Origin of the sequence: Cellulosilyticum sp. I15G10I2 (assembly GCF_900095725.1) — a bacterium.
Lineage (GTDB): Bacteria > Bacillota > Clostridia > Lachnospirales > Cellulosilyticaceae > FMMP01.
The window spans coordinates 22,326-42,889 of the sequence record NZ_FMMP01000019.1; the positions used below are offsets into that span (position 1 = coordinate 22,326).

Consider the following 20,564-nt stretch of genomic DNA (forward strand, 5'->3'; position numbering starts at 1 on the left):
GACATATATTAGTAACAGTATATCAAAGCTAATAGATTAAAATATGAAGGAGAAGTCTGTATGGGTAATCATAGTATCTTGATTTATGGAGCAGGTAATTGTGAAATTGCTGGTGCATTAGAATATGAACTTAATCAGATTACGCAGATTAATAAGCCAAATATAAAAATATTTGCAAGAGGCTACTTCTTTAATAATAGCTGTATTGCGATGTATCGCAGATTTAAGCAGATTAAGGAATATGTAAAAGAAATCAGCCGAGGTGGCGTACATGAGTATTTTTACAATGGAGATGAAACAATCAAAACTTGTGAGTTAAAAGTTAACTCTACTTCAGAGATAACTTTTGAAAAATTCTTAAAGGATGGTATCGAGAAATTACAAGCGGATGAAGTGATTTTAATCCTTATTGGACAGGGCAACTATGGCGGTATGTTTATGGATTTTTCTAAAAGTCCACCAATATATATCCCCTACGAAAAAGTATTCTCAATTATAGAACACTGTGTAAAAGGAAAAGTTAAAAGGCTTAGTATTATACTAGATGTATCCCAGTGGCATAATATTTATATGCCGCTCTATATAGCACAATATAGCTTTATAGATACTGTGTTTGTTTATGAAAGGGATGCGTATTTAAGTATATTTCCAGTCTATAAATGGATTGATAAAGCTCTAGAGGGACAAGAGCATTGGATAGCCTCCACCACAGCATTATTTAATGGATATCATATAGATTCACATCCTATTTGGTGGGAACTATGCAGTCATAAATGGGAGGAGTATGTCAGATTTCCATCGGGTAAAAGTTTTGAAGCATTTTATAGTATTTATAAAAAAGTTGTAATACATAAAGGAAATTCAATGAGAATTTATAGTAAAGAGTTAAGGGATCAAGGTATAGCGTATCATAATCAATTGTCATTAAAAGATACTAAAGCGTATTTTAGCAGAGAATATTTGTGTGATATCGAACAAAATGACGTAGAAAAATGGCTTAACGCGTTAAAAATATGCGCGGATTATTATAAATGATAGATTTTTAGGGCATATGCCTATATAATATAAAGTAAAGTTGAATTGCATCAAGAGAGACTTAATCAGACATTAATGACTTAAAGGAGGAAATGGTTTGGATAAAGGACTTAAACTAAAAAGCTATTATAAGATTATTATGGTGCTAGGCGTATATTGTTTTTGCAGCAGTATTCTTTTTGCAGCAGTACCCACTACGGTTAAGATTGGGTTAGAATCTATTTATAAAGATGCCTCAAGTATTTACATATCAAGCCAAAATAATCTGCAGATAGGATATTTAAATGACCATTATTTCCAAGTAGAAGGAACGCTGAATACCAATAGTGTTTCGGTTGTAAAAACCGTCGAGGACTACTATTTTACAGGGATTACTTATTATACGTATATGGAAGCAGACAATGCTGCAAAAGCTTATGGTAACGGCGCAGTAGCAGCCTATTTAGCACCAGGTACTTATTGTGTATACATAAAAGATTATAATGACAAACTATTAGCAGCGCCTGCATCTTATACAAGAATAGCCTTATACAATGCTCAAAATGAACTTGTTTTTATTAGTGAGAATAATACTGAACCCCTTCTTTTGCAGGGCTCAGAAAACGGCTACAGCTTTCCTATTACACAAGTAGGCAACAGCAGAAAGTATAGAGGTGCAATAGGGGTTGTTAATGGACAAATAGGTGGACTGACAGCTTTAAATACTGTTGATTTAGAGGAATATTTATATGGGGTTATTCCTGGTGAAATGCCCGCTTCATGGCCCCAAGAAGCCCTAAAGACACAAGCGGTAGCGGCAAGATCTATAGCTGTTTTTCAATACAATCGTTTTATAAATCGAGGTTATAACCTTGTAGATACGACACTGTGTCAAGTTTATAGAGGATTTAGCGCAGAGTGTGCCAGCACAAACGCAGCAGTAGATGCAACAAGAGGAGAAGTCATTAAGTACAACAATAAGGTTGCAGAGGCGCTATATTCTTCAACGAGTGGGGGAGTAACCGAGGATGCAAAATATGTATGGGGAAATGAAGTGCCTTATCTTAAAGCTGTATCAGATAGTTTTGAGACAGAACCTGCTCAAAAACCATGGATACGTACCATTACACTCAGTGAAATAAATAGTGTTTTGATGAGCCAAGGCATCAACATAGGTAATCTGCAAGGACTAGAGATTACATCAAGAACACCTGCAGGTAGGGTGCAAGTTTTAACATTTATAGGAGCAAGTGGTACCCATACAATAAAGAATGAGAACGTTAGAACTTTTTTTAGCAGTACAAAAGAAGGCTCTCTAAAAAGCAGATTGTTTAGTTTTTCAGGGTTTATAGGGACGCCAACAGCCACTACACCATCTCAAACAGTTAGTGTGATGTCAGTAGATAACATCGTTCAAAAGAATATTACAGCGATTACGGCGATTAGTTCGTCGGGAATAGAAGTGCTTGCTGGAAACCCAGTGGTTCAGTCAGCCCAAGATAAGAAGACGCTTTCAGTACAGACAAGCCAAGGGATGACAAGTCCTATGCAAAGTGAACTGATATTCGGAGATATAACCGTATATGGACAAGGTTTTGGACATGGGGTAGGGATGTCTCAAAGTGGTGCTATGGGAATGGCTAAAGCTGGTTATAATTATATAGAGATTCTTAAACATTATTATAGTGGTGTAACAGTAGAAAGATAGGAGACTTACATGAAAACATCAGATTTTAGTTTCGCACTTCCAGAAAGTCTTATTGCACAGGTGCCTTTAAGCGATAGAGTCGCCTCAAGGCTTATGTTATTAAATAAGCACTCAGGAAGCATTGAGCATAGACATTTTTATAACATCATAGACTATTTAAACCCTGGAGATTGTCTTGTGCTTAATAATACAAGAGTTATTCCTGCAAGACTATTTGGTGAGAAGTATCCATCAGGCGGAAAGGTGGAATTCCTTCTTCTTACAAGAAAAGAAAACAAAACATGGGAAGTGCTTGTTAAGCCAGGGAAAAAGGCTAAGATAGGTGATAAAATTCTATTTGGAGCAGGACTGCTTACGGCAACTATTAAAGATATTATTGAGGATGGCAAAAGAATTGTAGAATTTGAATATGAAGGGATATTTGAAGAGGTGCTTGACCAACTAGGAGAGATGCCGCTTCCACCTTATATTCATGAAAAATTAGAGGATAAAGAACGTTATCAGACAGTCTATGCAAAACACGAAGGTAGTGCTGCTGCCCCAACAGCTGGGCTTCATTTTACACAAGAGCTGCTAGGTAAAATCGAAGAAAAGGGAGTGAAAATAGCTTATGTTACACTCCATGTAGGCCTTGGGACCTTTAGACCGGTTAAAGTAGAAAATGTCTTGGAGCATGATATGCACTCAGAATATTATAGTATTGAATCAGGAGATGCTCACATCATTAATACAGTTAAGCAAAATGGTGGCAAAGTAATAGCTGTGGGTACAACAAGTACGAGAACCTTAGAATCAAATGCAAGAGAAGATGGCATGATTGAGGCAGGCAGTGGATGGACAAATATTTTTATTTATCCTGGGTATACCTTTAAATGTATAGATGGGCTGATTACTAATTTTCATCTGCCTGAGTCTACGCTTATTATGTTAGTAAGTGCCTTAGCAGGGAAAGAAAATGTACTTAGAGCCTATAATGAAGCAGTTAAAGAAGAATATAGATTTTTTAGTTTTGGAGATGCTATGTTTATCCATGCATAGACAAAATAGATTAGCTGCCTGATGTTGGATGACACAAGGCAGCTTTTTTGTAAAACTACATATTATCTTAAAATGATAGGGGTAATATGAAATTTAGAGTGATTACTAAACTAAAGGGTTGATTAGGGGAGGATTAAAAGTGTCATTAAGATTAAGAGAAGTGCACAAAATAGAGTTTGAAGATATAGATTTTACAGAGAAGCTTGCAATGCATGGCATTGTACATTATATGCAGCAAGTGGCAGCCAATCACGCGATTAAGCTTGGGTTTAGCTATTATAAAAATACAGAAAAACCCAAATACTACTGGGTAATTTCAAGAGTTAAGTTTGAGATGTATAAGTACCCAAGTTGGCAGGATCAAATGGCTATAGAAACTTATCCTGGGGGATATGATAAGCTTTTTGCAGTCAGATTGTTTGACTTATTTGATCAAGAAGGGGAAAAGATAGGTCATATCATAGGTAACTATATCCTGATGGATGCAGAAACGGAGCGGCCAGTTAGAATAAAAGGTATTCAAGGGGCTATGAATGTTTTAGATTTCCCTTATGAGGGAGAAAAACTAGATAAACTTGTGCTGCCAACTAAGATCATCAAACAAGATATTAGAAAAGCAAGATATACAGAGATAGATGTGAATAAACATATGAATAATGCCTACTATGTGAAGTGGGTTGTGGATATGATTGATCTTGAAGACTTTTATCATAAAGAAATAGAAAGCCTTCAGCTTAATTATAATACATCAGTTACTTATGATACAAAAGTTAAAGTCGTGATGGGAACTAATGCCGAAGATGAACGCATTGTTTACGGGACAAGTTTAGATGATACGGTCAATTATTTTAGTGCCAAATTAGTCATGAGAGATATAAGGTGAGATAGAACTTCCGTATCTCCCGCCTATCCATCAGACTGTCCGAAAACTACTGCATATAGCAGTATATGAGGTATCTTTATAATTGAAGTCTTGATATTAGGTCCGCTTGGCAGGCAGGAGATATTTTTTGTCTTTCCCGCCTACCCACCGCCATACCCGAGTCAAGCCAAAAAACATCTCCTGCCTACCTCGCTATGTGCTATTATACTATTACTGAAACAATAGATGAGATAACAAAAAATACCTAAGACTTGATCTGAAGCTTAGAAATATAAACTCAAATGCTTTAATGATTTTATAAAACGGATAAAGATAACTTATTTAAATGGTCTAACGCCCAATTATATGAATAGTTTGCTTAACCTTTGCAGTTATCTAAACTTTTCACTGACTAGAGGGGGCTTTTGAGGTACTTCGGGGAGGCTATGACAGATGTCCTAAAACTAATTCAAACTTAAATAAAACAAAGCTTAGCAGAGGAGATTTTAGGGTTCGGAAGTTGCCTCTGGAGTATTTCGTATAGAAAATCTTAGCAGTTTATTTAAATGGTTTTTAGGGAGACTGTTTGAGCGCAGCGAGTTTCGACCGTTCATTTAAAGAAAGTGCTTAGATTTTTAGAAATACGCAAGTGAGCAACTGGAGAACCCTAAAATTCCTCTGCGGACTTCATATAAAATCATATTTATAATAAGTAATCAGGCATCTCTTGATGAATGCGTGAAACGACACCCTTCTTTTCTTGAGACACATCATTTGCTGAAGATTTTGCGTCAGAATCTACACAAGTCTTAGGGGGAGGGGCAGCGTCATGTGGCATTACGGCCTTATTAATACGGTTAACACTTTTTTTACTGATTGACACGGGCATCGACCTCCTTTGCGAGGCTTAGGTATTCATTAGCACTGCGGCTGGATTTTTTGTAATCCATAACGGGTTTGCCATTTTCTTGAGACCATTCTATGGCGCTGTCTACTTTTATGTAAGTTTCAAAGACATGGGTATTTTGAAGTTCTTCAAGGGCTGTGATCGTCTGTTTAAGATAGCTTTTGCGTGTATCTGCTTTAGTAATGCAGATGCCAAGCATTTTAAGCTCTGGGATTACATACTTAATATCATTTAGAAAATCAAATAAATTAGCAAGACCAAAAAGTCCCCAAGGACTCGCTTCAACGGGGGTAATCATATAGTGGGATGCACAAAGGATATTCATTACCCAGCCCCCTAAGGTAGGCGGAGAATCAATTAAAATATAGTCATATTTCTTTGAATCCACAATAGTTTTCAAACTGTTTTTCAGAATATATTCTCTCTGCCATTTAGTGAAAAGTTCATATTCTATAGAACTCATCAAAGTAGAAGAGAGAATCATATCTATACTCGGATACCTGGTAGGGGTAATATAATCAGAGAGATCCTTTTGTTCTTTAACAGCATAGTACAGGTTTTTATGACTCTTTGCTGCTTCTAGTATAAAATCCTCATCAAAATAATTAAGTGAAAGGTTAAGCTGCATATCACCATCAATGAGCAGTATCTTATAACCAAGAGAGGCTAGAGAATAACCTATATTTGCACAGGTTGTGGACTTGCCACTCCCTCCTTTATTGTTAACAAAGCATAAAACATGCGTAGCAGATGCCATTATTCATCCCTCTTTCTGATAGCGTAACAAAATTATCTATTATATTGTCTTTTTCTGTAAATATAGTATAGCATTAATTTTTTAGCCGATCAAACGGTAAGTGAAGCTCTGCATCTAAAAGTGCCAAGTTTGTATACTCATGAAGGCCTAAACAATAGATCAGTTTATCAGCAGTAAGATCATATAACGCAATATAATTTTTATAGCGTTTATTTATAGGATCATATCCTACTAGGTTCAAAATGTTATTACTTAAAAAGGCATCTATTAAAAGGACACCTTCATTTGGTAAAGGTATAGAACCTGAATCTATTGTACTTAAACTTTCATCAAGTAAGGCGTAGTGAATGCTATCTGAAGTTAAAGAGAGTGCTATGGTATTTGAAGTGCTGGAAAAAACATACTGTGCTTCAAAAGGTAAGGGGGTATGACGCATTTGGGACGTTTGATAAGGCAGTATATCTAAACCTTTACCGCTTATAAAAACAGAATTTCCTCGTGAATCAATCGTATAATGTTGTTCGTAAATGGCACTTGGGTCAGTAGGCAGTTTATGAGCTTGGAGTACAGTAAAGGAAGCCGTATCTATTGTATAGATGAAGGCATTATAAGCATTTACTTCCCCGCCTATTAAAACAAAAGTATCAGCAATCCGTTTGATATGTGAAACGTACATATGGCCCAGATTATCACTTGGGTTATATTGAAGGGTACTGACCTGCCATGTTTGCTTATCAATCCTATAGATATGGTCCAAGTCACCTGTAAAAGAAATGATCATTACATCTGAGTCTTCATAGTAATCATGAAAGTAAGTTAAGGGTGGCTCTGTGTTGTTCTTTCTAAAATTATTAATAACAGATACTATTTTTTTAGAATGATTTGATGGCAAAAACCCCTCTGTATAACTTCTGAAAGATGCTTTAAGAGGGGTAATATTTTGGGGGGTAATTTCAAAGCCTTTAATAGTATCCATACTGATGTCGCTATAAAAAGCTGTTAGTTTAAAATCATCTGATTCATTTAGAGTATTTAATAAGATATCATAGCCAAGTGAAGGGTTAAACATAAAATAGCTAAAGACACTTAGACCTATAATACATAATGTACATAAAGTACATAATATAAAAGTTAAAAGATATTTTTTCATATTACCATTCCTTATTGGGGTTAAATCCAAAGATTTGCAATGTTTCTAACAGTGGACTATTTGCAATATCCTCTGGCGAAACAAGGAGGCCATCGGATGCATCAATATCAAAGCCAAAGGGTTTAAAAGCCTGCCAAACCAGCAAAGAGCAGTGTGTTTCATAAGGATTTTCACCTTGATTTTTATCTGCGAAGATATTATAGGGAAGATCCCGCAGGACAGAACTTGCATACCGTGCAATTTCATCAAGCTGTGTTTGGGGCGTATCTTTAAGACGCATCATTTTAAAGGTAGGATAATAACGCCATTTACTAGCATCTTGTTCGAGACTCCTTGAACCGGGATTAACTGCTTCTAAAAGTTTACCTCTTTTCGCATCAATAACGATCCCAGCATGACCATGGCGCCAGTTCATTGTATAGGTAGATTTGGTTAAGAAAATATAGCCATTATGATAAGGGGCTATTTCAAATCCAGCAATAGCCTCCTTTTTTTCGTTTGCAACATAATCTTGTTGTGTTACAGGCGTAAAGTTTTCAGAGGCTATTGTTAAAGCTGTGAAGTAATTTTGCTGAAAGATAAGCATTTTTTCTTGAAAATCTGGCATATCTTTAAGTTCTTCTACAATAGGTTTTGCAATGCCAGTCTGATCATAAATTATTTGATAATCGTTTTCCAAAAGCATGCTTTTAGTAAGTATGGGCATAAGATCTATTTTTTGATAGTCAGGAGTAAAATAACCCTCACTTTTGGCAATATTTGATGAAATAAGTAATGCTAGTATATAGAGTATACAAAAAGTAATAAGAAAATGTTTAAGTTTCAAGGTATTCACTCCTAGCTGTTTATATCATATAATCTATTTTAACACACAAATATGTAAAATAAATAAATCGTATTTTTTTTTATTGCATTTAAAGAATGAAATGGTGTTTAACAAGGTAAACTAATGGCAACTCAATGTATTAAACAATAAAGGAGCAGTTGAAATGACAGCAAATAATACAATAAAAGTTATTCCATTAGGCGGACTTGGAGAAATAGGAAAAAATATAACAGCTATTGAGTATAATGAAGAAATTATTGTTATAGATTGTGGGATGGGATTTCCAGATGAGGATATGTATGGTGTTGATCTTATCATCCCGGATATTAGCTATCTGTTAGACAATGCCGATAAAGTCAAAGGCATCTTTTTAACCCATGGACATGAAGACCATATAGGCGGTATTCCATACTTTTTAAAACAGCTGAATGTACCTTTATATGGGACGAAGCTGACGCTTGGGATTATAGGCAACAAACTGAAGGAACACAGGTTGATTGAAACCTGTAAGCTTCATCATGTGGAACCAGGAGAAACCGTTAAGCTTAGACACTTTGAAATTGAATTTATCAGGAGCACACATAGTATTGCAGGGGCGTGCTGCATTGCTATCCATACCCCTCTTGGTATCATACTGCATACAGGCGACTTTAAGGTGGATTATACACCAGTTGATGGCCTGAAGATGGATCTAGAGCGTATTGGTGAACTGGGTAAAAAAGGCATACTCTTAATGTTAGCAGACAGTACAAATGTTGAGAGAGAGGGGCACACCCTTTCTGAACAATCTGTAGGTGAGACCTTAGACAGATTACTGACTAATGTGGCAGGACGTATTATTGTTGCAACCTTCGCATCTAACATCCATCGTATTCAACAGATTATCAACGCTTCTGTAAAACATGGCAGAAAAGTAGCTTTTAGTGGAAGAAGTATGGAAAATATCACACAAGTTGCAAAAGAACTCGGGTATTTGCATCTCAATGAAGAAGATGTAATCGACCAAGATGAAATACGAAGTTATCCTAGTGAAAAGATTACAATTATTACAACAGGCAGTCAAGGCGAACCTATGGCTGCACTGGCTAGAATCGCCTTCTCAACCCATAGAAAAATCAAAATAGAACCACAAGACCTTTTTATTATTTCAGCTTCCCCTATACCAGGCAATGATAAGCTGGTTTCCAGGGTTATTAATGAGCTTTACAGAAAAGGTGCTGATGTTGTTTATGAAGCATTAGAAGATGTACATGTATCGGGGCATGCTTATAAAGAAGAGCTTAAACTCATGCATACCCTGGCACATCCTAAGTACTTTATGCCGGCCCATGGTGAATACAGGCATCTTGTACACCATAAGGACTTAGCAAAGAAATTAGGTATGGACTCTGGGCATATTTTTATTTTAGAAACAGGCCAAGTCTTAGAAATATCAGAGCAAACAGCAGGTATTACTGGAAAAGTACGGGCAGGCAATGTTTTTGTAGATGGTATCGGCGTAGGAGATGTAGGTAATGTCGTGCTGCGTGATCGAAGAAACCTGGCACAAGATGGTATGCTGACTATAGTAGCTGCCGTAGAACAGGAGACTTATAGTATTGCTGCAGGACCAGATATTATTACAAGAGGCTTTGTATATGTTAAAGACTCAGAAGAACTTATAAATGGCGTCAAAGAAATTGCTCAGAAAGAGTTAGAATCCTGTCTAAGAAATCAAATGGTTGAAAGAGCCGTTCTGAAAGTTAATATTAAAAAAGCAGTTGAACGGTTTTTATATGACAAGACGAAAAGAAGACCAAGCGTTTTTCCTATCATATTAGAAGTTTAATTAATCTTAAAGTTGAAATTAGGCCAATCTGTATCTATAATAAGAGTAATACAGAATAAAAATATAGGGGTAAATATGAAAATACTAATAGATGCAGACGGTTGCCCAGTAGTGGATATTGTAATAAGTATTGCTAAAATTTATAATATACAAGTACTCATTTTTTGTGATACAGCGCATAGTATTGAAAGAGAAGGTGCAATTACAAAGGTGATTTCAAAAGGTGCAGATGCAGTAGATTTTGTGCTTGTAAATGAAGTGCAAGCTGGAGACATTGTAGTTACTCAGGACTATGGACTAGCCGCAATGGTTCTTTCAAAAAAAGGCCATCCTATTAATCAAAATGGTATGATCTATACAGAAGAGAATATTGATCAACTGCTTTTTACAAGACATCTTGCTAAAAAGGTAAGAAGTTCTGGCGGACATATAAAAGGACCGAAAAAAAGAATTAAAGAAAACAATGAAGCATTTAAGAAAGGTTTAACAAAATTGGTTTTAAAAGTCTCGAATAGATTATGACAAATAGGGAAATATAAGGATGTAACAATTTATTATAGATACAATCAGATAGATGAGGTGAGCAAATGGAAAATAAAGCAGCTGAACCTGTAAGAGGAGAAAAGAACAAAAGACTTTTTAGCAATGATCCTATAAAAAATGAAGGGACAGCGGCTTGGGCCGATGCTGAGAGACTCATGAAAGAAACCCAAGTTAATGTGCCTTCTGAAAGAAATGTTATCAACGCTAAAGAATGGGTAGATAACGGAAGTAGATTATAGTTATATACAAAAACATGCAAAAGACTCCTTAGATAAGGAGTCTTTTGCAATAATAAAAACAAAAATCACCCCATAGACTTCACTTGGGGTGTCGGTTTTAATTAAAATCCGTTATAGGGCTAAATACTATCTTGTAATTAAGTATTTAAGAAGTAACTCAACATCAGCCGTATCAGAAACGGCAATGGTTATCTCGTCAATTTTAGCATCAGAGAATATCTTTGTTAAAGAAACATATTGGCATAATTTTGAACGTAAGTTTAATTTATCCCCTTCAGAAGTTATTAACTCTATTTCCCCTTTGCATTGATCAACAGTTTTAAAGAAACTATCTACATCTGTTATGTTTGTGATCTTTATATTATTCATATCTATACCTCCTGTCAATTAGATTGATTACACTTTCATTATACAATATTAAAACAATTATATAAGATTAAAAATAAACAAATATTTAAAAATGATTTCGGTATAATTGTTAATAGTTATTAAAAAGGAGATTGGATTAAGCAATTTAAACAAAAAAAACATAAAAATTAGTGCAATTATAAACGGCATATTGCTAGCTATTTCTAATAATTATTTTTAATATTTTCTATATTGGAACTAAGATTACATAACAGTAAGTCAGCAACTGCAAGTGCAGCCATAGATTCTACAACAACCACAGCTCTAGGTACAATGACAGGATCATGACGGCCAGTAATCTCAATGGTTGTATCGTGCAGCATGTTATCAAGTGTATGCTGAGGCTGAGAGATAGAGGGCGTTGGTTTAAAATGTGCTTTTATAAAAACATCGGTGCCATCTGAAATACCACCTAATATTCCTCCGGAGTGATTAGAGCGTTTAGAAACTTTGCCATTATGATTATAGAAGGCATCATTATAAACTGAGCCCAACATAAGAGAAGCTTCAGTACCAGCACCTACTTCAAATGCTTTTACACCGCCGATACCCATAATAGCATAAGCGAGCGTAGCATCCAGTTTATCAAATACAGGTTCTCCAATACCAGCTTTTAGACCAGTAATTATACATTCTACTGTGCCGCCCACGGAATCTTGATTTTTCTTGACAGATTGAATATAATCTAGGGCTAGGTCCGCTGTCTTATTGCTAGGCATATTAACTGGATTAGTACGCATTTCTAATAAATTAAAATCCTTCTCTTCAACTTTAATGGGGCCTATGGATCTTGTATAAGCTGTTACCTCTATACCCAGTTCTTTTAAGAATTTTTTTGCCACTGCACCAGCCGCTACCCGTGCAACTGTTTCACGTCCAGAAGAACGACCGCCCCCACGGTAATCTCTTATACCATATTTCATATCAAAAGAATAATCTGCATGAGAAGGCCTGTAGACATTTTGAATTTTAGAATAATCATGAGATTTTTGATTAGTATTCTTGATCATAAGTGCTATGGGCGTTCCAGTTGTTTTACCTTCAAATACGCCAGATAATATTTCAACGATATCATCTTCTTGGCGAGATGTAGCCACGGCAGCATTGCCCGGTTTTCTTCTATTCATGTTTTCCATAATATCTTCATGAGACAAGGTGATATTAGAAGGACAACCATCAATAACTACACCAAGGGCATTCCCATGCGATTCGCCGAACGTAGAAATACAAAACATTTTACCAAATATTGAACCTGACATTATTATGCCCCTTTCATTTATATAGAATAGATATAGATTTCACTTCTTTGCATTTTAGTTATTCACAATAATATATAATGTGAAATCATTCTGAGAAACAACATGATATAAAGATAATTTTAACAGAGATATAGTATATCTTCAATAAGAACTGATTAATACTTTGCAAAAATGATTAAAATAAGAAGAACTAATATTGAAAAAAATACCGTTTTCTTGTAAACTGTATGAGAGTATTAAAAAGATTGGAGATATTACATGTATGAATTACTAAAAGTAGAAGGACGTGCAAAAAGGGGACGATTTCATACACCACACGGGACAATCGAAACACCTGTATTTATGAATGTAGCGACTGTAGCGGCTATTAAGGGCGCATTATCTACAGAGGATTTAGAAAATATAGGAACGCAAGTAGTGCTTGCAAACACATATCATCTGCATCTTAGACCCGGTGATGAGCTTATTCGGGAACTCGGGGGACTTCACCGTTTTATGGTATGGGACAAGCCTATACTCACAGATTCAGGAGGGTTTCAAGTTTTTTCATTGGCAGCTATGCGTAAGATCAAAGAAGAAGGGGTTCACTTTTCTTCCCATATAGATGGCAGGAAAATTTTTATGGGACCAGAAGAAAGTATGCAAATACAATCTCATATAGGCTCTACAATTGCCATGGCTTTTGATGAGTGTCCGCCGGCACTGTCTGATAGAGATTATATTATACCTTCTGTTGAAAGAACGACCAGATGGCTAAAGCGCTGCATGGATGAGATGAACAGATTAAATACTTTAGAAGAAACTATTAATAAAAAACAAATGCTCTTTGGTATTAATCAAGGCGGAGTACTTGAAGATATCAGGATAGAACATGCAAAAATTATTAGCGAGTTTGATCTGCCGGGTTATGCTGTAGGTGGACTTGCTGTAGGTGAGTCCCATGCAGATATGTACAACGTATTAGAAGCTGTTGTACCTTATTTGCCGCAAAATAAGCCGACGTATTTAATGGGAGTAGGGACGCCAGAAAATATTCTAGAGGCTGTTTCACGAGGCATAGATTTCTTTGACTGTGTATTACCAGCAAGAAATGGCAGACATGGGCATGTTTATACAAATGAGGGCAAGCTGAATTTATTTAACAAAGTGCATGAAAAGGATAGCTCGCCTTTAGCCGAAGACTGTAATTGCCCTACTTGTAAGCAGCACAGCAGAGCTTATATCAGACATCTCTTAAAAGCGAAAGAAATGCTCGGTATGAGATTATGTGTACTGCACAACTTACACTACTTTAATAATTTAATGTTAGAAATCCGCAATGCATTAGACCAAGGTAACTTTGAAAGTTACAAAAAAATGCGTTTAGAAGGATATAAAAACAACTAAAAATGGAGGAATGAAAATGAATTTAATATTAGGATTTACAGGAGGCGCAGCAGGTGGGGGCGTAGGGATGTTTGTAACAGTTGCATATATGGCGGTGTTTTTTGGAATTATGTGGTTCTTAGTTATTAGACCTCAGAAGAAAAGAGAAAAACAAGTAGCTGAAATGCAAAATACAATTAAAGTTGGGGATCATGTTTTATTACAGTCAGGGGAATATGGTAAAGTTGTAGATGTTGTTAATGACCTTTTTGTTATTGAATTTGGACTTAATAAAAGTGTACGTATACCTGTGAAAAAAGCAGCTGTAGCAGCAGTACAAGAACCAAACTTAACGGTTGGTAAAAAGGTAGAGCCTAAAGTAGGTACAAAAGTAGTTGAAGAAGATGGTGTAGAATACGAATACATTGAAGTTGAAGAAGAAGTAGAAGAATAGACGCTACTTATTAAGTCGTTTCCATAAATTGGCGGGATAAAAACACAATTATTCACTACAAATTCATAATTTCTTAAGAAAGTTAGTGTATAGTAAGAGTAAGCAAGAAACATAACGCTTCTTGCTTACAGAATCTCCCCATAATATATCTATTTTCCTGTTTATAAAATATGAACGGAACAAAAAAAAGAAGCTAATCCCCAATAGCTTCTTTTTTTGTGCTTTAAATCATATTTCTAATTAAATCTTCAAAAGTATCTCTTTTTCTGATTAACTTTGTAGACCCATCAGATGTAATTAACACTTCAGCAGGTCTAAATCTTTGATTATAGCAAGAAGCCATACAATAGCCATATGCACCAGCATCCATTAATGCAATGATGTCTCCTGTTTGAGCTTCTGGAAGTATGCGGTCTTTTGCAAGGATATCTCCGCTTTCACAAATATTACCTACTACAGTGAAAGGCCCGGATACTGCTGCTCTTTCTTCTGTCGAATAAAGCTCAATGTCGTGATGTGAATCATACATAATAGGTCTTTGAAGTTGATTAAAGCCTATATCACAGCCAATATACTTAGTACCCCCATTAGATTTAGTAGCGGTTACAGCCCCAAGAATGGCGCTTGACTCAGCAACGATGTATCTGCCTGGTTCAATTTGAAACTGAATTTTCTTACCGTAGGATGCTGCAAAGGCATGAAGGACCTCATCAAGTTTTTCGCCAAGGGATTTAATATCTAAGCGTGCCTCGCCATCTTGTTTGTGGTAAGGAATACCAAATCCACCGCCAAGATCAACAAACTCTAAATCATCAAAGTGTCTAGCGATATCTAAGATAGAATCCAGACTTTGAATATAAGGGGTAGGGTCCATGAATAAAGAACCAATGTGCTGATTGATTCCAACTAAAGTGAGGTTGTAAGTTTCAAGAAGTTTTTTTACTTCAGGAATAGATTCAGGACCTACACCAAATTTTGTCTTTTTGCCAGCTGTAACGACTTTCTCATGATGGCCGGCACCTACTCCAGGATTAAACCTAATAGCTACCTTCCCGCCAGGATTAAGTTCACCATATAACTTAAGCTGATCAAGAGAATCAATACTAGTTGTTACATTGTGTTCTATCGCATAAATCATATCTTCCTTAGTTACATTGTTTGGAATAAAGAAAAGCTCATCCGCCGTATAACCGCTTTCAAGTGCCAGAAATATTTCTCCAGGGCTCATAACATCAGCGTGCAAACCTTCTTCGCGAACAATTTTTAATAAGTGAATATTGGTATTGGCTTTGATGGAATAATGTGGTACAAAGTTATCATAAGTCACTAAGTTTTTCATTTCTTTACAACGAGATCTTAGGATGTCTTCGTTATAAACATAAAGGGGACTTCCGTATTGGCTCATAAGATCAAATACATCGTTTCCGCCATAAAAATTTGTTTGTTGTGTAAAAATACCGTTTAAAGTGTGCATGATATCCTCCTTAATAATTGGTTAAAGTAATATTATCGAGTTCAGTAATAAAAGATTCCCGCATCATACGAACTAATGATTGATTCGTTGAGTAGAGGCATTGAGAGCCTTCGGGTTTTAAATCTCCGGTAATGATAGATTTAGTATCAATAATCATATGAAAGCCTTGGGGGGCTTTATTTCTGGGTCCTATTGCCACGTTTGGTCCTAGATCAAGCTTTTCATTACATAAAATAGTGACTTTTTTAGAACTGCTGATCGTCAGTAATTCTTCTTTAAAGAGTTCAACATAAGCTGAAGTACTTAAAATATAAAGATGTGAGTGACAAAGTAATATGCTGTTTTTAACCTTTGCGAGCACATTATCATAGCCTTTTATAGTGATATAAGGTTCAGATACATCTATCCTGTCAGGAAAATGCGTATCAATTTCAGCAAGAACTTCAGACATAGAGCGTTTTGCCGAGAGGATAAGCTCTTCTTTAGAAAGTGCCACATATTTCGTGGATTCTCCTTCGGATACAGAGCACATGCCTTTATCTTGCAGGCTATATAAAGCAGCATAAACATTTGAGCGGGAGATACCGCTGAGCTTAGCTACCTCGTAGCCAGTTAAAGAGCCGTGTTTGCATAAGGTAATATAGACAGTTGCTTCAAGGGGTGAAAAGCCTATTTTTTGAAGTGCTTCATTAAAGTTCATTAGCTCACCTTTGTAGTAGTATTGTTTAGTACTACTATAAAACAGTGTAAAAAGAATGTCAATATAGTATGTGAAATTTATTAGAAAAATGCGCCCGATATATTAAAATTAAAAGAGTTTTTTTGTTGTTTCTCTAAATATTTGTATAAATTACCAACATCTAATATAATAAGATAAGAAGTGAAAAAAGAAAGGTGAAACTATGGACCTCTTTGAATATATTAATGAAAAAAAGGGAAACAGTGAATCTCCCCTTGCTTCCCGGATGCGACCTACAAAGCTTGATCAAATAGTTGGACAAGAACATATTTTAGGTAAAGATAAATTGCTTTACCGCGCTATATTAGCTGATAAGCTGCAATCACTTATTTTTTATGGCCCCCCAGGAACGGGTAAGACAACGATAGCTAAAGTGATAGCAAGTACAACAAAAGCTCATTTTATTGTACTCAATGCGACGACATCAGGAAAAGCAGATATTGTTAAAGCAGTGGAAGAGGCAAAAGTAGAGCGCTCCTTATCTGGTAAAAAGACGATCATTTTTATAGACGAAATTCATCGTTTTAACAAAGCACAGCAAGATGCATTATTACCCTATACAGAAGATGGCACCCTTGTGTTAATAGGTGCCACTACAGAAAATCCTTATTTTGAAGTAAATAGAGCGCTCATCTCCCGTTCGTTAGTATTCGAACTAATGCCGCTTAGTACTAAGCATATTGAAACAATCATAAAAGAAGCTGTCTATAATAAGGAGAGAGGTTTAGGGGCCTATATCATGGCTATTACAGACGAAGCCATTCATTATTTAGCAGTTAATACAAGCGGAGATGCCAGAAGTGCATTAAATGCTGTAGAACTTGCAGCGATGACTACAGATAGAAGTAGCGACGGCAAGATTCATTTAACCCAAGATGTGCTTAAGGAATGTTTGCAAAAAAAAGTACTTAATTATGATAAAAATGGAGATAATCATTATGATATTATCTCAGCATTTATTAAGAGTATGAGAGGCAGCGATCAAGATGCAACTGCACACTATTTAGCCAGAATGATTGAATCGGGAGAAGATCCTAAATTTATTGCCAGAAGAATAGTGATTTGTGCCAGTGAAGATGTGGGCAATGCAGATCCACAAGCCCTTATTATTGCTACAAATGCTATGATGGCAGTTGAAAGAATAGGCATGCCGGAAGGTCGGATTATTCTCTCACAGGCAGCACTTTATGTAGCCTGCGCCCCTAAAAGTAACGCAAGCTATCTTGCTATTAATAAAGCACTGGAGGATATAAGAACAAAAGAGATCGGCTTGGTGCCAGCACATCTTAAAGACAGTCATTATAGTGGGGCGAAAGATATGGGACATGGCATAGGGTACCTATATGCCCATGATTATCCGCATCACTATGTGAAGCAGCAATATATGCCGGATCAGCTTCAAGGCACCCTATATTATGAACCAACCAATGAAGGCTATGAAAAGCATATCAAACATCTTCTAGAAGCAAGAAAAGACTCTAGGACCCTGTAAGCATCTTAATGTCTTTTAGGGTAATACACCGTAGCACAAAAAGCATAAAAATATAGAAAGTTCCGAGTAAAGAGATAGCAATGAGTGTAGCGGGCCTTAGAGAAAAAGCGGGCATCAAATAAGTGTGATGAATATATGTAGTGGTAAGCGCTCCCGCAAGTGCGGCCACGATAGGCTTAACGACCCAATTATTAATATCAACGGGCAGATCTATGTTTTTTAATACGTGCCATAAGAGCATTACTGTGACAAAGCCTGATTGAATAAGGAGTGCGAGTACAAAGCCTAAAATGCCCTTTAGCGGAACAATAGTTAATATAATAGAAATGCAGGTTAATGAACCTAAAATATTGGTTTTAAAAGTTTGTTTCTGCATACCAAGTCCATTCATTGTTCCGGTAAGGATATTTTGCAAATAAAGAAATGGACAGATAATAGCAAGTAGTTTAAGAAGTTCGCCTACATCTTCAAGTCCATAGCATGCAAGAGCAATTTCTTTTGAAAGTGATAAAAAAAGAGCAGTTGCGCCTACGCCTATCAGACAAGAAAATTGAATAGCTTTGGAGATGATCTTTTGCAGTGTTAAATGATTATTTCTGCTAACAGCCTCAGATATAGCAGGCACCAATACAGTGGATAAAGACATTGTAACCATAGATGGGAAGAAAAGAAGCGGAAGCGCCATACCACTGAATTTCCCATAAAGAGCAAGTGCACTGCTTGAGTCGAGTCCAAATTTTTGAAGCTGTATTGGAATCAATATATTTTCAAAAGATTGCAAGCCAGATGTTAAAAAACGGTTGGCAGTAATAGGAATAGATAGGGCAAGCAGTGTATTAAAAGTCGTGTGATAATTAAGTGTTGCTTTGGTGAAATAGAGTTGGCGTTTTTTTAAGCGAAAAGCCGCAAAGGACAAAATAAATGAAAAGACTTCCCCAATGCACATGCCTAAAACACCTAGGGCGCATGCATATTCAAGCCCCTTTGGGATGAAAAAGCCTGCAAATAGATAAATAACAAGCATACGAGCCACTTGTTCAACGATTTGAGCAAGTGCTGATACAGTCATTTCCTGCCGACCCTGGAAATAGCCGCGAATGCAGCAGGCTGCAGACATAAAAGGAATACATGCTGCAAGTATTTTAAGTGATAAAGTTGTAATAGGTTCATGAATATAATAGGTTGCAATAAATGAAGAAAAAGTGTAAAGTGCTAAAGATAAAATGACACTTATACCTAACGCAATACATAGGGAGGTCTTAAGAATTCTGACAGCATTACTATGTTGATTTCTTGAAGTTTGCTCAGCAACCATTTTAGATACAGCAAGAGATATCCCAGCAGAAGATGCAGCCCATAACAGCATGTAGATAGGAAATAGCAGCTGATAGAGCCCCATCCCTTCTGCTCCCATGATATTGGACATATAAACTCTAAATCCAAAGCCTAATAAACGTGTAATTAGACTAGCTATTGTTAAAATGAGTGTACCAGTGATTAATGTTTTTTTTCGCATACGGACTCCTTTCGTAAAGAGATAAAAGTGCAGCTAGTACAATTTATGAGACAAGATGGTGAAATATGAAAATAATCCAATAAAATAAGTAATATTTCACTTAAAAGTTGAGCATAAGGCAATAATTATATATAATGAGCAAGAGGGGAATGCAAAGTGGAGGTGAAGTTAAGTGGAAATGAAAAACTGGAAGCAGATTTTACTACCCTATTCACAAGCTGTTGAGGAGTTAAAAGTTAAGTTCAAAAGTATTCGAAATCACTATATAAGTTTAGATGAATATTCTCCTATTGAGTTTGTTACAGGTAGGGTCAAAAAAATATCCAGTATTTTAGAAAAGGCGAAGAAAAAAAATATAGCAGTGGAGGATATAGAAGCAAAGATAGAGGATATAGCGGGCATTCGCATTATGTGCCAGTTTGCAGAAGACATTTACAGAGTGATAGATATTATACGGGCGAGAGACGGCAAAGATCTTTATATTGAAGAAGAAAGAGATTATATCACAAATATAAAAAGCAGCGGTTATCGAAGTTATCATATTATTATCAAATATCCATTACAAACGGGTCATGGAGAAAAAATGATTTTTGCAGAAATCCAAATCAGAACATTGGCTATGAATTTTTGGGCAACAATTGAGCACTCGCTAAGATATAAATATAAACAGAATATGCCGACTCAGATACAAGCAAGGCTCACAAAGGCAGCAGAAGCTGCTTATCAATTAGATCAGGAAATGGCAGAAATCAGAGAAGAAGTGCTTAAATGTCAAGAGTCTTTTCAACTGGAATCTAATCTTATAGCAGATATTTTTAGCAGTATTCAGACGATAAACAACAAAAATAGTACAAGAGATATGCATGAAATTTATGAGATGTTTTGGAGTCTTTGGGAAGAAGGGGATATCAATAAGCTTAAAGAGTTTAGTGAAAGTTTGCAGTATTCCACATAAAATGATTGCGTGTTAAACATAAGGAGGAAA

At 36.0% G+C, this 20,564-nt stretch carries 20 protein-coding genes; 11 read left to right on the forward strand and 9 right to left on the reverse strand.

Annotated elements, in window-relative coordinates; all coding sequences use genetic code 11:
* Positions 1-60 precede the first annotated feature (60 nt).
* From BN3326_RS17010 to BN3326_RS17025, 4 genes are all read left to right on the forward strand, one after another.
* Positions 61-1,035 carry a hypothetical protein gene (locus BN3326_RS17010; RefSeq protein ID WP_070000461.1) on the forward strand — a complete coding sequence of 325 codons (975 nt, stop codon included), beginning with the start codon at positions 61-63 and terminating at the stop codon, positions 1,033-1,035.
* A 97-nt stretch (positions 1,036-1,132) separates the two neighbouring features.
* Positions 1,133-2,722 (forward strand): SpoIID/LytB domain-containing protein, encoded by a 1,590-nt coding sequence (locus tag BN3326_RS17015; RefSeq protein ID WP_070000462.1) that lies wholly within the window; start codon positions 1,133-1,135, stop codon positions 2,720-2,722.
* Positions 2,723-2,731: 9 nt separating this feature from the next.
* Positions 2,732-3,760, forward strand: coding sequence for a tRNA preQ1(34) S-adenosylmethionine ribosyltransferase-isomerase QueA (queA, locus tag BN3326_RS17020; protein ID WP_070000463.1), 1,029 nt, complete (start codon positions 2,732-2,734; stop codon positions 3,758-3,760).
* A gap of 139 nt (positions 3,761-3,899) precedes the next feature.
* Positions 3,900-4,643, forward strand: coding sequence for an acyl-[acyl-carrier-protein] thioesterase (locus tag BN3326_RS17025; RefSeq protein ID WP_070000464.1), 744 nt, complete (start codon positions 3,900-3,902; stop codon positions 4,641-4,643).
* A 682-nt stretch (positions 4,644-5,325) separates the two neighbouring features.
* Here the strand turns inward: BN3326_RS17025 and BN3326_RS17030 are convergent.
* The 4 genes from BN3326_RS17030 to BN3326_RS17045 all read right to left on the reverse strand — a co-directional run bounded on the left by BN3326_RS17030 (position 5,326) and on the right by BN3326_RS17045 (position 8,262).
* A complete protein-coding gene (locus BN3326_RS17030) occupies positions 5,326-5,505 on the reverse strand; it encodes a hypothetical protein (protein ID WP_070000465.1) in 180 nt (59 codons plus the stop codon).
* Positions 5,492-6,286, reverse strand: coding sequence for a ParA family protein (locus BN3326_RS17035; protein ID WP_070000466.1), 795 nt, complete (start codon positions 6,284-6,286; stop codon positions 5,492-5,494). Before BN3326_RS17035 ends, BN3326_RS17030 begins: the two co-directional genes overlap by 14 nt.
* Positions 6,287-6,359: 73 nt before the next feature.
* Positions 6,360-7,436, reverse strand: coding sequence for a hypothetical protein (locus BN3326_RS17040; protein ID WP_070000467.1), 1,077 nt, complete (start codon positions 7,434-7,436; stop codon positions 6,360-6,362).
* Between the two features lies 1 nt (position 7,437).
* The gene (locus BN3326_RS17045) at positions 7,438-8,262 is read right to left on the reverse strand and encodes a hypothetical protein (protein ID WP_083258876.1); all 825 of its coding nucleotides are present in this window, start codon (positions 8,260-8,262) and stop codon (positions 7,438-7,440) included.
* Positions 8,263-8,425: 163 nt separating this feature from the next.
* On the opposite strand from BN3326_RS17045, the gene BN3326_RS17050 reads away from it, so the two are divergent.
* The 3 genes from BN3326_RS17050 (at position 8,426) to BN3326_RS17060 (ending at position 10,872) form a co-directional block, all read left to right on the forward strand.
* Positions 8,426-10,090, forward strand: coding sequence for a ribonuclease J (locus BN3326_RS17050; protein WP_070000469.1), 1,665 nt, complete (start codon positions 8,426-8,428; stop codon positions 10,088-10,090).
* Positions 10,091-10,165: 75 nt separating this feature from the next.
* Positions 10,166-10,612 carry a YaiI/YqxD family protein gene (locus tag BN3326_RS17055; protein WP_070000470.1) on the forward strand — a complete coding sequence of 149 codons (447 nt, stop codon included), beginning with the start codon at positions 10,166-10,168 and terminating at the stop codon, positions 10,610-10,612.
* Between the two features lie 65 nt (positions 10,613-10,677).
* Positions 10,678-10,872, forward strand: a complete 195-nt coding sequence (locus tag BN3326_RS17060) for a CDIF630_02480 family spore surface protein (protein WP_070000471.1) — start codon at positions 10,678-10,680, stop codon at positions 10,870-10,872.
* A gap of 126 nt (positions 10,873-10,998) precedes the next feature.
* Here BN3326_RS17060 and BN3326_RS17065 read toward each other — a convergent pair whose 3' ends face one another.
* Both BN3326_RS17065 and aroC read right to left on the reverse strand, forming a co-directional pair.
* Entirely contained in the window at positions 10,999-11,232 is a 234-nt protein-coding gene (locus BN3326_RS17065; protein ID WP_070000557.1) for a polya polymerase, read from the reverse strand.
* Between the two features lie 212 nt (positions 11,233-11,444).
* Positions 11,445-12,539, reverse strand: a complete 1,095-nt coding sequence (gene aroC / locus BN3326_RS17070; protein WP_070000472.1) for a chorismate synthase — start codon at positions 12,537-12,539, stop codon at positions 11,445-11,447.
* 258 nt (positions 12,540-12,797) lie between these two features.
* Between aroC and tgt the strand changes: the two genes are divergently transcribed.
* Both tgt and yajC read left to right on the forward strand, forming a co-directional pair.
* Positions 12,798-13,925: a tRNA guanosine(34) transglycosylase Tgt gene (gene tgt / locus BN3326_RS17075; protein ID WP_070000473.1), complete on the forward strand. Its 1,128-nt coding sequence runs from the start codon at positions 12,798-12,800 to the stop codon at positions 13,923-13,925.
* Positions 13,926-13,941: 16 nt separating this feature from the next.
* Complete coding sequence (gene yajC, locus BN3326_RS17080; protein ID WP_070000474.1) at positions 13,942-14,358, forward strand: preprotein translocase subunit YajC; 417 nt, start codon at positions 13,942-13,944, stop codon at positions 14,356-14,358.
* Positions 14,359-14,581: 223 nt separating this feature from the next.
* Here yajC and lysA read toward each other — a convergent pair whose 3' ends face one another.
* Entirely contained in the window at positions 14,582-15,832 is a 1,251-nt protein-coding gene (lysA, locus tag BN3326_RS17085; RefSeq protein ID WP_070000475.1) for a diaminopimelate decarboxylase, read from the reverse strand.
* Positions 15,833-15,842: 10 nt separating this feature from the next.
* Positions 15,843-16,532, reverse strand: coding sequence for a TrmB family transcriptional regulator (locus BN3326_RS17090; RefSeq protein WP_070000476.1), 690 nt, complete (start codon positions 16,530-16,532; stop codon positions 15,843-15,845).
* Positions 16,533-16,734: 202 nt separating this feature from the next.
* Between BN3326_RS17090 and BN3326_RS17095 the strand changes: the two genes are divergently transcribed.
* Complete coding sequence (locus BN3326_RS17095) at positions 16,735-18,063, forward strand: replication-associated recombination protein A (protein ID WP_070000477.1); 1,329 nt, start codon at positions 16,735-16,737, stop codon at positions 18,061-18,063.
* Here the strand turns inward: BN3326_RS17095 and spoVB are convergent.
* Positions 18,050-19,579, reverse strand: coding sequence for a stage V sporulation protein B (gene spoVB, locus BN3326_RS17100; RefSeq protein WP_070000478.1), 1,530 nt, complete (start codon positions 19,577-19,579; stop codon positions 18,050-18,052). The genes BN3326_RS17095 and spoVB overlap by 14 nt on opposite strands.
* A gap of 178 nt (positions 19,580-19,757) precedes the next feature.
* On the opposite strand from spoVB, the gene BN3326_RS17105 reads away from it, so the two are divergent.
* The gene (locus BN3326_RS17105) at positions 19,758-20,534 is read left to right on the forward strand and encodes a GTP pyrophosphokinase (protein ID WP_330389763.1); all 777 of its coding nucleotides are present in this window, start codon (positions 19,758-19,760) and stop codon (positions 20,532-20,534) included.
* Positions 20,535-20,564 lie beyond the last annotated feature (30 nt).

Excerpts from the sequence above, each read along its gene's own strand:
- BN3326_RS17095 (WP_070000477.1), top strand. The coding sequence starts at position 16,735 with ATGGACCTCTTTGAATATATTAATGAAAAAAAGGGAAACAGTGAATCT.
- spoVB (WP_070000478.1), bottom strand. The coding sequence starts at position 19,579 with ATGCGAAAAAAAACATTAATCACTGGTACACTCATTTTAACAATAGCT.
- lysA (WP_070000475.1), bottom strand. The coding sequence starts at position 15,832 with ATGCACACTTTAAACGGTATTTTTACACAACAAACAAATTTTTATGGC.
- BN3326_RS17090 (WP_070000476.1), bottom strand. The coding sequence starts at position 16,532 with ATGAACTTTAATGAAGCACTTCAAAAAATAGGCTTTTCACCCCTTGAA.
- BN3326_RS17035 (WP_070000466.1), bottom strand. The coding sequence starts at position 6,286 with ATGGCATCTGCTACGCATGTTTTATGCTTTGTTAACAATAAAGGAGGG.
- BN3326_RS17105 (WP_330389763.1), top strand. The coding sequence starts at position 19,758 with ATGAAAAACTGGAAGCAGATTTTACTACCCTATTCACAAGCTGTTGAG.
- yajC (WP_070000474.1), top strand. The coding sequence starts at position 13,942 with ATGAATTTAATATTAGGATTTACAGGAGGCGCAGCAGGTGGGGGCGTA.
- aroC (WP_070000472.1), bottom strand. The coding sequence starts at position 12,539 with ATGTCAGGTTCAATATTTGGTAAAATGTTTTGTATTTCTACGTTCGGC.
- BN3326_RS17060 (WP_070000471.1), top strand. The coding sequence starts at position 10,678 with ATGGAAAATAAAGCAGCTGAACCTGTAAGAGGAGAAAAGAACAAAAGA.
- BN3326_RS17055 (WP_070000470.1), top strand. The coding sequence starts at position 10,166 with ATGAAAATACTAATAGATGCAGACGGTTGCCCAGTAGTGGATATTGTA.
- queA (WP_070000463.1), top strand. The coding sequence starts at position 2,732 with ATGAAAACATCAGATTTTAGTTTCGCACTTCCAGAAAGTCTTATTGCA.
- tgt (WP_070000473.1), top strand. The coding sequence starts at position 12,798 with ATGTATGAATTACTAAAAGTAGAAGGACGTGCAAAAAGGGGACGATTT.
- BN3326_RS17050 (WP_070000469.1), top strand. The coding sequence starts at position 8,426 with ATGACAGCAAATAATACAATAAAAGTTATTCCATTAGGCGGACTTGGA.
- BN3326_RS17040 (WP_070000467.1), bottom strand. The coding sequence starts at position 7,436 with ATGAAAAAATATCTTTTAACTTTTATATTATGTACTTTATGTACATTA.
- BN3326_RS17010 (WP_070000461.1), top strand. The coding sequence starts at position 61 with ATGGGTAATCATAGTATCTTGATTTATGGAGCAGGTAATTGTGAAATT.